General features: G+C 74.3%; 13 protein-coding genes. 4 read left to right on the forward strand and 9 right to left on the reverse strand.

What is annotated here, in order from left to right; genetic code table 11:
* The 5 genes from ACTHLI_RS09335 to ACTHLI_RS09355 all read right to left on the reverse strand — a co-directional run.
* Nucleotides 1-423 (reverse strand): hypothetical protein (locus ACTHLI_RS09335; protein ID WP_440182996.1); only part of this gene is annotated, 423 nt, incomplete at its 3' end.
* 2 nt (nucleotides 424-425) lie between these two features.
* Nucleotides 426-2,429 (reverse strand): FtsK/SpoIIIE domain-containing protein, encoded by a 2,004-nt coding sequence (locus ACTHLI_RS09340; RefSeq protein ID WP_440182998.1) that lies wholly within the window; start codon nucleotides 2,427-2,429, stop codon nucleotides 426-428.
* Between the two features lie 101 nt (nucleotides 2,430-2,530).
* Nucleotides 2,531-3,325 (reverse strand): PP2C family protein-serine/threonine phosphatase, encoded by a 795-nt coding sequence (locus tag ACTHLI_RS09345; RefSeq protein ID WP_440183000.1) that lies wholly within the window; start codon nucleotides 3,323-3,325, stop codon nucleotides 2,531-2,533.
* Between the two features lie 45 nt (nucleotides 3,326-3,370).
* The gene (locus tag ACTHLI_RS09350; protein WP_440183003.1) at nucleotides 3,371-4,381 is read right to left on the reverse strand and encodes an FHA domain-containing protein; all 1,011 of its coding nucleotides are present in this window, start codon (nucleotides 4,379-4,381) and stop codon (nucleotides 3,371-3,373) included.
* Nucleotides 4,382-4,430: 49 nt separating this feature from the next.
* Complete coding sequence (locus ACTHLI_RS09355) at nucleotides 4,431-5,864, reverse strand: gamma-aminobutyraldehyde dehydrogenase (protein ID WP_440183005.1); 1,434 nt, start codon at nucleotides 5,862-5,864, stop codon at nucleotides 4,431-4,433.
* A 116-nt stretch (nucleotides 5,865-5,980) separates the two neighbouring features.
* Here ACTHLI_RS09355 and ACTHLI_RS09360 point away from each other — a divergent pair, with 116 nt between their 5' ends.
* The 4 genes from ACTHLI_RS09360 (at nucleotide 5,981) to ACTHLI_RS09375 (ending at nucleotide 10,021) form a co-directional block, all read left to right on the forward strand.
* A complete protein-coding gene (locus ACTHLI_RS09360) occupies nucleotides 5,981-6,460 on the forward strand; it encodes an Lrp/AsnC family transcriptional regulator (protein ID WP_440183007.1) in 480 nt (159 codons plus the stop codon).
* Nucleotides 6,461-6,527: 67 nt separating this feature from the next.
* The gene (locus tag ACTHLI_RS09365) at nucleotides 6,528-7,940 is read left to right on the forward strand and encodes an aspartate aminotransferase family protein (RefSeq protein ID WP_440183009.1); all 1,413 of its coding nucleotides are present in this window, start codon (nucleotides 6,528-6,530) and stop codon (nucleotides 7,938-7,940) included.
* Nucleotides 7,937-9,292 carry an NAD(P)/FAD-dependent oxidoreductase gene (locus ACTHLI_RS09370; RefSeq protein WP_440183011.1) on the forward strand — a complete coding sequence of 452 codons (1,356 nt, stop codon included), beginning with the start codon at nucleotides 7,937-7,939 and terminating at the stop codon, nucleotides 9,290-9,292. The genes ACTHLI_RS09365 and ACTHLI_RS09370 overlap by 4 nt, the downstream gene beginning before the upstream one ends.
* Before the next feature lie 141 nt (nucleotides 9,293-9,433).
* Nucleotides 9,434-10,021 (forward strand): DNA-3-methyladenine glycosylase I, encoded by a 588-nt coding sequence (locus ACTHLI_RS09375; RefSeq protein WP_440183013.1) that lies wholly within the window; start codon nucleotides 9,434-9,436, stop codon nucleotides 10,019-10,021.
* 4 nt (nucleotides 10,022-10,025) lie between these two features.
* Here ACTHLI_RS09375 and ACTHLI_RS09380 read toward each other — a convergent pair whose 3' ends face one another.
* The 4 genes from ACTHLI_RS09380 to ACTHLI_RS09395 all read right to left on the reverse strand — a co-directional run.
* The gene (locus ACTHLI_RS09380) at nucleotides 10,026-11,120 is read right to left on the reverse strand and encodes a dipeptidase (RefSeq protein WP_440183015.1); all 1,095 of its coding nucleotides are present in this window, start codon (nucleotides 11,118-11,120) and stop codon (nucleotides 10,026-10,028) included.
* Between the two features lie 17 nt (nucleotides 11,121-11,137).
* Complete coding sequence (locus ACTHLI_RS09385; RefSeq protein ID WP_440183016.1) at nucleotides 11,138-11,854, reverse strand: YaaA family protein; 717 nt, start codon at nucleotides 11,852-11,854, stop codon at nucleotides 11,138-11,140.
* Nucleotides 11,855-11,927: 73 nt separating this feature from the next.
* Nucleotides 11,928-12,188 carry a F0F1 ATP synthase subunit epsilon gene (locus ACTHLI_RS09390; RefSeq protein ID WP_440183017.1) on the reverse strand — a complete coding sequence of 87 codons (261 nt, stop codon included), beginning with the start codon at nucleotides 12,186-12,188 and terminating at the stop codon, nucleotides 11,928-11,930.
* A 2-nt stretch (nucleotides 12,189-12,190) separates the two neighbouring features.
* On the reverse strand, nucleotides 12,191-12,896 hold a 706-nt coding region (locus tag ACTHLI_RS09395), incomplete at its 5' end, for an ATP synthase beta subunit C-terminal domain-containing protein (RefSeq protein WP_440183018.1).

Here is a 12,896-nt window from a genome sequence, read left to right on the forward strand (position 1 = left end):
CGGGTGCTCCGCCCGGAGCGCCCCCAGCGCGCGCCATGCCCCCTGCCAATCGGCGGGTGACCCGACGAGCGCCGTCGTCGGCCCCACCGCCTCCGGCAGGTCGCCCGCAGGCAGCACCGTCCATCCCGCGTCGGTGAGCCGATCCCCGCGAGCACGCGGACGCCTGGTCACGAGCACCAGCGGGCCGCTCGGCAGCGGGGTGCCAGGAGGCGCCTCCTCCGCCGGGACGGGCGGCGCGAGCGCGAGCTGCACGCGCGCTCCCGCGCACCAGCCGCGGCCGGGCATCGGCCGTCCCGACCAGCTGCTCCGGGATGCGCCGAGCGCGAGATGATCGTCCAGGCCGAGGCGCAGCAGGACGGTCTCGTCGAAGAGGCCCGCCACCGCGCGGAGCGGCAGGCCCGCCCAGGCAGAGGGACCCCGCACCGTCACCGCGGTGGGCGCGGCCGGCCCGCCCCGGCGGTGGCACCCCGCACCGACACCGGGGGGGGCGCGGCTGCGGGAACCCGCCCCCGCGCGGCGAGGCGCTCCACGGCAGCGGTCCGGTGGGTGTCGCCCAGCCGGTCGAGCAGGTGGTCGAGGTCGTCGACGAGCAGCGGCCGCTCCACCTCCGGGAGCCGGTCCCAGAGCACCGCGGGGTCGGGTGGCAGCGGCCGGACCCCGAGCCCGGCGGCGACGGCGGCCAGCGCCGTGCTGCGCCCGGTGCCGGGATCCCCGACGACGAGCAGCCGCGGCTGCCGGACCGGGTCCCAGGCGAGCACCGGCTGCCGCTGCTCGTCCGGCAGATCGGTCAGCCCGAGCGCGACGAGCGGCGCGGGCGGGAGCGGGAGGGATCCGGGCGCGAGCCGCGCGGGCAGCGGCGGCAGCCAGGGTGGTTCGGCCCGTGCCCGTGGGGATCCCGCCCGGATCGTGACGACGGCGGCGTGGACCGCGTCGCGGTCGACGGCGGCGACGCGCACGCGGGTGCGCCGCTCGGTTCTGAGGACGGCGCCGCCGACCGGCTCCCGCCCGAGGAGGGCCGCTTCGTCCGAGCCGACGAGCGCCCTGCTGTCCGCGGCGTCCTGCACCCGGAGCCCGATCCGGATCGGGCAGTTCGCGAGCACGTCCTCCCTGATGACCCCGACGGGCCGCTGCGTGCAGAGCACGAGGTGGACCCCGAGCGAGCGCCCGCGTGCGGCGAGGTCCCCGAACAGCGCGGCGAGCTCCGGTGCCCGGTCGACGAGCGCCCGGTACTCGTCGACGACGACCACCAGCCTCGGCAGCCCGGTGGCGGTGAGGTCCGCACCGCCCGCCTCGCGGACCGCCAGCTCCCGGCGGCGCAGCTCAGCGGCGAGACTCGCGACGGCCCGCTCCGCCTCCTCGGCGTCGAGGTCGGTGACGACGCCCGCGACGTGCGGGAGCCCGGCGAGCGGGTCGAAGGCCGCCCCTCCCTTGCAGTCGACGAGCAGCAGCACGAGCTCGGTGGGCGGGTGCGCAGCGGCCAGCGCCAGGACCCAGGCCGTGAGCAGGGCGCTCTTCCCGCTCCCGGTGGTCCCGCCCACCACGGCGTGCGGGCCGTCCGCCACGAGGTCGACGTCCACCGGACCGTCCGGGCCGAGCAGGAAGCGCGCGGCGAGCCCGCCGGTCGCTGGACGGTCGAGCAGCGCACCGAGCCCGACCTCACCGCCGCGGTCGACCGCGGCGGCGTGCACGTCCGCGGTGAGCAGGGCCGGGCGGAACTTTCGGATCCCGCAGCCCGCGGCCGGTCCGCTCGCGTGCACGACCCGCGCGCCGCCGTCCGGACCGATCTCCACGACCACGTCCGCCCCGGCGCCGGCCGTGGTGGCCAGCAGCGTCGCGCCGTCCGTGCCGCCCTCCCCCCGCAGCCGCGCCACGGCGACGGCGCGCGAGAACGCGGCGGCGAGCGGCGCCGGACCCGCGACCGCGACGCCGGTGCCTGCGGGGACCACGAGCGGGGCGTCGGGCAGCACCGCGCCTGCCGCCAGCAGCGCCCGCCCGCGCTCGTCGCCGGCGACGCCGCTCACCATCGGCGGACACGGGAGGTCCGCCGTCCCGATGACGAGGCGACCCGTCGGCGGCCTCCCCGCCCAGGCGGCAGCGTCGGCCGCGAGCGCCGCGGGACCGGGATCGGCGGCCGTCGCGGCTGCGCTCGCGGTCGACCGCAGCACCTCGAGCGCCCGCTCCGCCTCCCCCATCGCGGCGTCGTGCCGCTGCTCGTCGCGACGGCGCCGCCGCCGCAGCTGGAGCCGTCCGTCGACGACCGCCGCGATCGCGAGCACCGGGCTGAAGACCGCGAGCAGCAGCACGGTCGGGGTGCGCAGCACCGCGAACATGCCTGCCGCGAGCACGAGCGGGGCGAGCACGCCGATCAGCGGGAACGGCGGCGGGTCGGGCGGCACGGGCCGCACCGGCACCGCGAGGCGGTCGGTCACGACCGGCATCCTGACCTGCGCGCGACCCGGCCGCGTGGCCGGTTCCGCGATCGGGTCCGATCTCCGGCTGTGGAGGAGGGGACGCGGCGCTCTCCCCGTGCTCAGCCTCTGGCGGGCTCCACCTCGACCACGTCGACGACCACCACGGTGACGTTGTCCCGGCCGCCCGCCTCGAGCGCCTCCTGGACCAGGGCGCGGGCGGTCGCGTCCGCAGGCGACCCGGCCGAGACGAGCGCCTGGATGCGCTCCTCCCCGACCTCCTTGGTCAGCCCGTCGGAGCACGCGACCATCCGGACGCCCGGCTCGACCGGCAGCATCCAGTAGTCCGGCATCGGCGGCTCGTTGAAGCCCACCGCGCGGGTGATGACGTTGCTGTCCGGGTGCGTCTCCGCCTGGCTGCGCGTGATCGCGCCCGCGTCGACGAGCTCCTGCACCACCGAGTGGTCCACGGTGACCTGCTCGAACTCGCCCTCGAACCACCGGTAGACGCGCGAGTCGCCGACGTTGAACACCGCGAAGTACGGGTCGTCGCCCGACACGGTCAGCGCGACGCCGGTCACCGTCGTCCCCGCGCCCGTGAGGGCGGTGCCGTCCAGCCGCGCGATGTCGTGGGCCGCCTGCGCGAGGGCGAGCCCGATCGCGGCAGGGGTGACGAATCCGTCCTTCGCAGCGGACTGCAGCCGGTCGACGACGGCGTGGCTGGCCAGGTCGCCCGCGGCGTGGCCGCCCATCCCGTCCGCGACGGCGAACACCGGCGGCACGGCGATCAGGCTGTCCTCGTTCACCTGCCTGCGGTGGCCGACATCGGTCGCGGTGCCCCAGGAGAGCACGACCGCGCCCGCGTCCGCCGGCAGCGGGATCCGACGTGGTCCGCTGCTCGATCCGATCTCCGTCACCGTGCGGCCTGCTCCTTCGCGGTCGGCCGCGACGAGCGTGCCGGGTCAGCGGTAGGCGAGTATCTCGATGACGTTGCCGTCGCCGATGTCGATGAGCGTACCCGGAACCACCGGGAGGGACTCGCCGGACTCGAGGCGTCGCACCCCGGTGCCCGGCTGGCGGACCACCGTCCCGTTCGTGGATTCGAGGTCGGTGAGCACCAGGCCCTGGTGGGTCGGCCGCAGCTCGATGTGGGTGGCGGACACCTCACGGCTCGGGCTGTCGACCCGCACGAGGCGCGGGAGCACCCCGCCCGTGATGCGCGGGCTGCGCGGTTGGCGGCCGACGTACACGGGCGCGTCCACCCGCTCGGGCGGCCGGTCGCCCAGCCGGAACGCCGCGGCGGTCTCGGTCTCGGGCGTCGGCGCCGTGGCCGGCGGCTCGCCCCGGTGCCTCCGGAGGGACGCGGCGCGCCGCCCGAGGTCGCCGAGCACGTTCGTGTCGTGCGGGTCGAACTCGGGCACGGCGGCGGGCTGCACCGGGGTGGGCGCCGATCTCGGCGGGGTCTGCGAGTCCACCGCCCAGCCGAGCCAGGGGCCGAACACGACGCCGCCGTCGATCGGCAGGTCCTGCGGCCGCTGCGCGAGGTCGCCAGGCGAGCGCTGCAGCGGCCCGAGCGCGAACCGCTCGACGCCCGTGAGCTCCGCGACGTACCACGGCTCCGACCCGCGCGCGTCGACGCGCCGGACCCGTCCTCCGACGGACACGTCCGCGCATCCGCCGCCGCGCACCACGAACGTGGTGGTGCGGCCGAGCGCGGCGATCGCGTAGGAGTCGACCGCCGAGACGCCGCGCGCCGGGATGGCGGCGATGAGCGCGTCCAGCCCGAGGGTCTCGTCGGCGGCGATCCGCCAGAGCGTGCTCATGGTCGACACGGTCGTCGACGGGCCGAACGCCCCGAGGAACCGGTCGGTGACGAGGAGGCGCCAGTCCGCGCCCGGCTCGAGCACCTCGCCCGAGTAGAAGGCGCCTGCGACCACGTGAAGCCGTCCCCCGTCGAATGCCCGAAGTGCCATCGATCCAGTGCCGTCGATCCGTCGTGAACCCGGCGCAGCGATGGCGCGCTCACGCTCCGATGTAGGACATGACGTGCTTCAGCCGAGTGTAGTCCTCGAAGCCGTAGCTCGAGAGATCCTTGCCGTACCCGGAGTGCTTGAAGCCGCCGTGCGGCATCTCCGCGACGAGCGGGATGTGCGTGTTGATCCAGACGCAGCCGAAGTCGAGCGCGCGCGAGACCCGCATCGCCGTGCCGTGGTCGCGCGTCCAGACGGAGGAGGACAGCCCGTACTCGACGTCGTTGGCCCACTCGATCGCCTGCGCCTCGTCGGTGAACCGCTGGACGGTCTGCACCGGCCCGAAGATCTCGTTCTGCACGGCCTCGTCGTGCTGCCGCAGGCCCGACACGATCGTCGCGTCCCAGAAGTAGCCGGTGTCGCCGTGGCGGGCGCCGCCGGTCTCGATCCTGGCGTGGTCCGGCAGCCGGTCGATGAAGCCCGCGACCCTGGCGAGCTGGTCGGCGTTGTTGACCGGGCCGTACAGCACGTCCTGGTCGGGGGCGCCGGTCGTGGCGTGGTCGCGCGCGTACTCGGCGAGCGCCGCGACGAACTCGTCGTGGATGCCCTCCTGCACCAGCAGCCGGGTGGCCGCCGTGCAGTCCTGGCCCGCGTTGAAGTAGCCGGCGGTGACGATGCCCTCGACGGCGAGCTCGATGTCCGCGTCGTCGAACACGATGACCGGCGCCTTGCCGCCGAGCTCGAGGTGCACGCGCTTCAGGTCGCTCGAGGCGGCCTTCGCGACCGCCATGCCCGCGCGGACGGAGCCCGTGATCGAGATCATCGCCGGCGTCGGGTGGTCGACCATGGCCGCTCCCGTGGCGCGGCCACCGGTGATCACGTTGAGCACGCCGGCCGGGAGGAACTCCGCCGCGACCTCGGCGAGCAGCAGGGTGGAGGACGGCGTGGTCTCCGAGGGCTTCAGCACGACCGTGTTGCCCGCGGCGATCGCCGGCGCGAACTTCCAGGTGGCCATGTTGAGCGGGTAGTTCCAGGGGGTCACCTGCCCGATCACCCCGACCGGCTCCCTGCGGATGAAGGAGGTGTGGTCCCGCATGTACTCCCCCGCGCTGCGGCCCTCCAGGTTCCGCGCGGCACCGGCGAAGAACCGGATCTGGTCGACGGAGACGAGGATCTCGTCCTCGACGAGGCTCCCGAGCGGCTTGCCGGTGTCCTTCGACTCGAGTGCGGCGAACTCCTCCGCGCGCGCCTCCATCGCATCGGCGATGCGGAACAGCGCGAGCTGTCGTTCGGCGGGCGTCGTGTCCCGCCACGTCGCGAACGCGGTCTTCGCCGCGGCGAACGCCTCGTCGACCTGCTCGGCGCCCGAGTCCACCGACGTGCCGTAGACCTCCTCGGTCACCGGGGAGACGAGGTCGATGGTGCCGGGGCCGCCCTCCCGCCGCTCGCCGCCGATGAAGTTGCCGAGGGTCGTCGTCGCCGCCATGGCACGAACCTACCCGCACGGCGGACGACGTGGAGCAGAGCATTTCGGCACTTCCGCCCACTCCGGACGACGGATCCGATGGCCTCATGCAGGATCCCCTGCCAGACTCGTCTGTCGTGACGTCCCGCAGCCGCGACCGTGCGGTGCCCGTGCACCTCGACGACGTGTCGAAGGCGATCATCGACCAGCTGCAGGAGGACGGTCGGCGCTCCTACGCCGACATCGGCAAACGGGTCGGGCTGTCGGAGGCGGCGGTGCGGCAGCGCGTGCAGCGCCTCACCGAAGCGGGCGTCATGCAGATCGTGGCCGTCACGGACCCGATGCAGCTGGGCTTCACGCGTCAGGCGATGATCGGCATCCGCGTCTCCGGGGACATCCGGGAGGTCGCCGACCGGCTCGCCGAGCTCGCGGCGGTCGACTACGTCGTGATGACGGCGGGCACCTTCGACCTGCTCGCCGAGGTCGTGTGCGAGAACGACGACGACCTCATCGAGCTCCTGAACAGCGACATCCGGCAGCTGCAGGGGGTCGTCGCGACGGAGACGTTCGTCTACCTCCAGCTGCGCAAGCAGGCCTACCACTGGGGCGTCCGCTAGGACTCAGCCCGTCGTCGGTCGAGGTGCGGGCGGAGCGGGCCTCGAACCAACCGAGAGAAGGAACACCATGACGATCACCGAGCAGCTCGTCCCCGACCCGCGCTTCTCCGCCGACGCGGACCTGCAGCGGAAGGCGCGGGAGCACCTGTGGCTGCACTTCTCGCGGCAGAGCGCGCTCGAACGGGACGGCGTGCCCGTCATCGTCCGCGGCGAGGGGCACCACATCTGGGACGCTCAGGGCCAGCGGCTCATCGACGGGCTGTCCGGCCTGTTCGTCGTGAACGCCGGGCACGGCAGGCGCCGGCTCGCGGAGGCGGCCGCGAAGCAGGCGGAGCAGCTCGCCTTCTTCCCGATCTGGTCGTACGCGCACCCCGCCGCGATCGAGCTCGCCGAGCGGCTCGCGAACGAGGCGCCCGGCGACCTGAACCGCGTCTTCTTCTCCACGGGAGGCGGTGAAGCGGTCGAGACCGCCTACAAGCTCGCGAAGCAGTACTTCAAGCTCGTCGGCAAGCCGACCAAGTACAAGGTCATCTCGCGCCAGTACGCCTACCACGGCACGCCGCACGGCGCGCTCTCGATCACGGGCCTGCCTGGCATGAAGGCGCCGTTCGAGCCGCTGCCCGCCGGATCGTTCCGGGTGCCGAACACGAACTTCTACCGCGCGGACGAGATGGGCGCCCCGGCCGACGACCTGGAGGCGTTCGGGCTCTGGGCTGCCGACCGCATCGAGCAGCAGATCCTCTTCGAGGGCCCGGAGACCGTCGCCGCCGTGTTCCTCGAGCCGGTGCAGAACTCCGGCGGCTGCTTCACGCCTCCCCCCGGCTACTTCCAGCGGGTGCGGGAGATCTGCGACCGCCACGACGTGCTGCTCGTGTCCGACGAGGTCATCTGCGCCTTCGGCCGCATCGGCAGCACCTTCGCCTGCGACACCTACGGCTACGTGCCCGACATGATCACCTGCGCGAAGGCGATGACGAGCGGCTACTCCCCCATCGGCGCGACGATCGTGTCCGAGCGCATCTACGAGCCCTTCCGTCACGGCACCACGTCGTTCGCCCACGGCTACACGTTCGCCGGGCACCCCGTGTCCGCCGCCGTCGCGCTCGAGAACCTGGCGATCTTCGAGGAGGAGGGCCTGAACGAGCGCGTCCGGGAGAAGAGCCCCCTGTTCCGCGCGGCGCTCGAGCGGCTGCGGGACCTGCCGATCGTCGGGGACGTGCGCGGGGACGGCTACTTCTTCGGCATCGAGCTGGTGAAGGACAAGGCCACGAGGGCGACCTTCGACGAGGACGAGAGCGAGCGGCTGCTGCGCGGGTTCCTCTCGTCGGCGCTGTTCGAGGCCGGGCTCTACTGCCGCGCGGACGACCGCGGCGACCCGGTGATCCAGCTCGCTCCCCCGCTGACGATCGGCGAGCGCGAGTTCGACGAGATCGAGAGCATCCTGCGCGGGGTGCTCACCGAGGCCTGGGCGAGGCTGTGACCACGGCCGGGTCGGCAGGCTTCTGGCTCGACGACCTGGTCGCGCAGGGCATCGACGACCTCGCGCCCCGGGCCGCGCTGCCCGGCGACGTCACGGCCGACGTGTGCGTCGTCGGCGCGGGGTTCACGGGCCTGTGGACCGCCCTGTCCGTGCTCGAGCGCGAGCCCCACGCCCGGGTCGTCGTGGTCGAGCGGGAGTTCGCCGGCTTCGGCGCCTCCGGGCGCAACGGCGGGTGGGCCTCCGCCCTGTTCCCGGTCGGCCCGGCGGAGCTCGCCCGGCGGCACGGCGACGAGGCGGCGCGCGCGATGAGCAGGGCCATGCTCGACACCGTCGCCGAGGTCGGCCGGGCGGCGGCCGCGCTCGGGATCGACTGCGACTTCGACCGGCAGGGCACCTACGCCCTCATACGGTCGGCGCTCGCGGACCGGGCCGCGACGGCCGAGCAGCGGGAGGCCGCGGAGGCCGGCGCGCCGGTGCCCGAGCGGAGGGCCGACCCGGTGCTCGGCGAGACCCTCTGGACCGAGGCCTGCGCGAGCCTCCACCCGGGCAAGCTCGTCCGCGGGCTGGCGCGGGCCGCAGAGGAGCGCGGGGCCGCGCTCTTCGAGCGGACGCGGGTCACGGGGGTGGCGCCCGGCCGGGTCACCACCACCGAGGGCACGGTGGTCGCCGAGCGCATCGTGGTCGCCACGGAGGCGTGGGGTTGCGAGCTGCCGCAGGTCGGCACCCGCATCCTCCCGCTCTACTCGCTCGTGCTCGCGACCGAGCCGCTGCCGGCGTCGGTCTGGGACGCGATCGGGCTGCCCCGCGGGGCCACGGTCACCGACTTCCGGCACAACCTCGTGTACGGCCAGCGCACGGCCGACGACCGGTTCGTGTTCGGCGGCCGCGGCGCCAGGTACCACCTCGGCAGCGCGATCCGACCCGCGTACGACCGCTCCCGCGCGGTGCACGGGCACCTCGAGCACGCGCTCGCCGCCCTGTTCCCCGCTGCGGCCGGCGCGCGGATCACGCACCGCTGGGGCGGACCGCTCGGCGTGCCTCGGGACTGGCATCCGTTCGTCTCGCCGCTCGCCGGGGGCCGCGTCGTCGTCGCGGGAGGCTACGTCGGCGACGGGGTCAGCACCGCGAACCTCGCGGGCCGGACCGTCGCCGATCTCGTGACGGACCGGAGCACGCCGCTGACCGCCCTCCCGTGGGTCGGCAAGCGGCCGCCGCGGTGGGAGACGGAGCCGTTCCGCTTCGCGGGCGTGAACGCGGTGATCGGGTCGTTGCAGCTCGCGGACGCGGAGGAGCGGCTGCTCGGCCGCCCGTCCCTCGTCGCAGCCGTCACCGGGCGGCTCGGGCGGGCCTGACCCGCCCCCTCCCGCACGACCGGCCCGCGCGTCGCTCCTCCACAGCCGGGTTCCGCCGCCCGGCGCCGATCCACCGGATCGCGGCCGTGGCGCGGCGGCTACCGTCCCGGCGTGCTCCCCGCTCCCACTACCCTGCCGACCATGTCAGCCGTGACCGGACCGGACGGGCGCGCGCGCTGCGCGTGGGCCGCCGGCGAGCTGTACGCCGCGTACCACGACGACGAGTGGGGCGTCCCGCTGCACGGCGACCGCGCCCTGTACGAGAAGCTGACGCTCGAGGGGTTCCAGAGCGGCCTGTCGTGGATCGTCGTGCTGCGGAAGCGTGCGGCGTTCCGGGACGCGTTCGCGCGCTTCGAGCCCGACGCGGTCGCGGCGTTCGACGGCGACGACGTCGAGCGCCTGCTCGCGGACGCGGGGATCATCCGCAACCGGCAGAAGATCGAGGCCGCGATCGGCAACGCCCGGGCGGTCGTGGCGCTGCGGGAGCGGGACGGCGACGGCGCCCTGGACCGGCTCGTGTGGTCGTTCCAGCCGGCGGCGCAAGCCGAGCACGTGCCTCCGGAGGACGCGGGCGACATCCCCGCCACGACGAGCGCGTCCAGAGCGCTGGCGAGGGCGCTGAAGCGCGAGGGGCTCCGCTTCGTCGGGCCGACCACGGTCTACGCGCTGATGCAGTCGGCCGGCCTCGTCGACGACCACGTGGCCGGCTGCTGGCGCGCCGAGCGCTGACCCGTCAGCGCACGAGCGCGGTCGGCTCGCGGTCTCCGGCGAACGCGTCGTCCGTCGCCCGGAGCACGCGCAGCACGTTCGCCCCGGCCAGCCCGGCGAGGTCGGCTGCGCTCCACCCGCGTCGGGCGAGCTCGGCGAGGAGCAGCGGGTAGCCGTCGACCCCGGTGATCCCCTCCGGCATCGCGTCGACGCCGTCGAAGTCGCCGCCCAGCCCGATGTGCCGCACGCCCGCGACGTCGCGGGCGTGCTCGACGTGGTCGGCGAGCACCGCGAGCGGCACCCGGGGCGCCGGACCGACGCGGCCCGCGTCGTCCCACTCCCGGTAGGCGCGGTCGAGGAACTGCGGCACGAACGTCACCATCACGACGCCGCCGTTGCCGGCGAGGCGTGCGAGCACGTCGTCCGGCACGTTCCGCGGGTGGTCGTTCAACGCCCTGGCCGAGCTGTGGCTGAAGATCACCGGCGCGCTCGACACGCCCAGCGCGGCGTGCATGGTCGCCGGGGCGACGTGCGAGAGGTCGACGAGCATGCCGAGCCGGTTCAGCTCGCGGACGTACGCGCGCCCCCGGTCGGTGAGGCCGCCGTGCGTCGGCTCGTCGGTCGCGGCGTCGGCCCAGGCGCTGTTCCGGTTGTGGGTCAGCGTCAGGTACCGCACGCCGAGCGCCGCGAGCATGCGGAGGACGCCCGGCGAGTCCTCGATCTGGTGGCCGCCCTCCGCGCCGAGCAGTGCGGCGATGCGCCCGGAGGCCCTGGCCGCCTCGATGTCGGCGGCCGAGCGGGCGAGCACGAAGTCGTCCGGGTACGCCTCGACGATCCGGTGCACCACGTCGATCTGCTCGAGCGTCTGTACGACGGCTCCGGCCGCCGGCCCGTCGGTCCCCGGCGGCAGGTCCTCGACGAACACGCTCCACAGCTGGGCGCCCACCCCACCGGCACGCAGCCGGGCGATGTCGGTGTGCCCGGGGAAGCCCCTCTCGAGTCCCGCCACGGCCGAGCCGTGGTGGAGCCGCAGCTCCCAGGGCCAGTCGTTGTGTCCGTCGATCACGGGCGCCAGGTCGAGCGCCTGCGCGACGACGGCCGCCACATCCTGCCCTGCCATGCTCCCCATCCTCCCGGTCAGACGCGCAGGACCAGGTCGCGCTCCCCGCGCGGCTCGAGCGCGACACCGGCGTCGGCGGCCCAGGCGAGCAGGTCCGCGCGCGAGCCCACGGCCGCGCCGGTCTCCGCCAGCCGGCGCACGAGCTCGCCCTTCGCGTGCTTGTTGAAGTGGTTGAGGGCGCGGCCCTCCGGCGTCTCCACGTGCAGGAACGCGCTCCCGGCCGGCGCGGGACCGAGCGCGACGTACGCCTCCGAGCGCGCGTCCAGCATCCACTCCCCCGTCGCGGCGAGCGCGGCCGACACCGCCTCCCGCCAGTGCGCCTTGAGCGGCAGGCCGGGCAGCGCGGTGGAGCCCGAGAGCCGGTACAGCGGGATCGGGTCGGACGCGCGCAGCAGCCCGAACAGGGCCGACGCGATGGCGACGTGCGCATCGGCCCACGCACGCGCCTCGGGCGAGAGCGTCGACGCGCCGAGCCCGTCGTAGAGAACGCCCGTGTAGCGCTCGACGGCGGGGCGCACCGGTCCGGTCGTCAGCTCCCGGTTCCAGCGCGCCTCATGGGCGTTCCGGCTGCCGAGTTTCAGCACCGCGGGCGCCTGCTGCAGCGGCAAGCGCTTCAGCGCCGCGGCGACCGTGCGTCGCCGTCCGCGCAACGAGGGGAACCCGAGGCATGCCGGGTCGAGCACGCCGGAGCCGCCCTCGGCCTTCGTCTCGGAGGGCGGCAGCAGCACGATCACCCTTCGTCGTTCAGGAGGACCCGGCGCTGCGCGCGGAATTCTCCTGAACGACGAAAGGCGGTGCGGGGCGCGATCAGGCGAGCGCCGCGGCGCGCGCGGCGATCGTGACCGTGTCGTTCTCCATGGAGATGAAGCCGTCCTCGGCGTTCGCGACGATCCGGCCGCCGTCCGAGGTCGTGATGCGCACCTCGCCGGCCGACAGGATCCCGAGCAGGGGCTGGTGCCCGGCGAGGAGACCGATCTCGCCGACCTGGGTCCGGGCGACGACCATGTGCGCCTGCCCGGACCAGATCTGCTCGTCGGCGGAGACGATGGTGACCGTGAGGTCGGCCATGGTCAGCCGTTCTCCTTCGCGATCTGCGCGGCCTTCTCCTCGACGTCCGAGATGGCGCCGACGTTGAAGAACGCCTGCTCCGGCACGTCGTCGAACTCGCCCTTGGCGATCGCGTCGAACGACTCGACGGTCTCCTTCAGCGGGACCGTGGAGCCCTCGACACCGGTGAACTTGGTCGCCATGTAGGTGTTCTGCGAGAGGAACTGCTGGATCCGGCGCGCGCGGGCGACCGTGATCTTGTCCTCCTCGGAGAGCTCGTCGACACCGAGGATCGCGATGATCTCCTGCAGCTCCTTGTTCTTCTGCAGGATCTGCTTCACGGTCGTCGCCACGCGGTAGTGGTCCTCGCCCAGGTACCGCGGGTCGAGGATGCGGCTCGTCGACGTCAGCGGGTCCACGGCCGGGTACAGGCCGCGGGAGGCGATCTCGCGGGACAGCTCGGTTGTCGCATCGAGGTGCGCGAACGTCGTCGCGGGCGCCGGGTCGGTGTAGTCGTCCGCAGGCACGTAGATCGCCTGCAGCGACGTGATCGAGTGGCCGCGCGTCGAGGTGATGCGCTCCTGGAGCACGCCCATCTCGTCGGCGAGGTTCGGCTGGTAGCCCACCGCGGACGGCATGCGGCCGAGCAGCGTCGACACCTCGGAGCCGGCCTGCGTGAACCGGAAGATGTTGTCGATGAAGAGCAGCACGTCCTGGTTCTGGACGTCG

Source organism: Amnibacterium sp., from assembly GCF_051956055.1.
In the GTDB taxonomy this organism is placed as follows: domain Bacteria; phylum Actinomycetota; class Actinomycetes; order Actinomycetales; family Microbacteriaceae; genus Amnibacterium.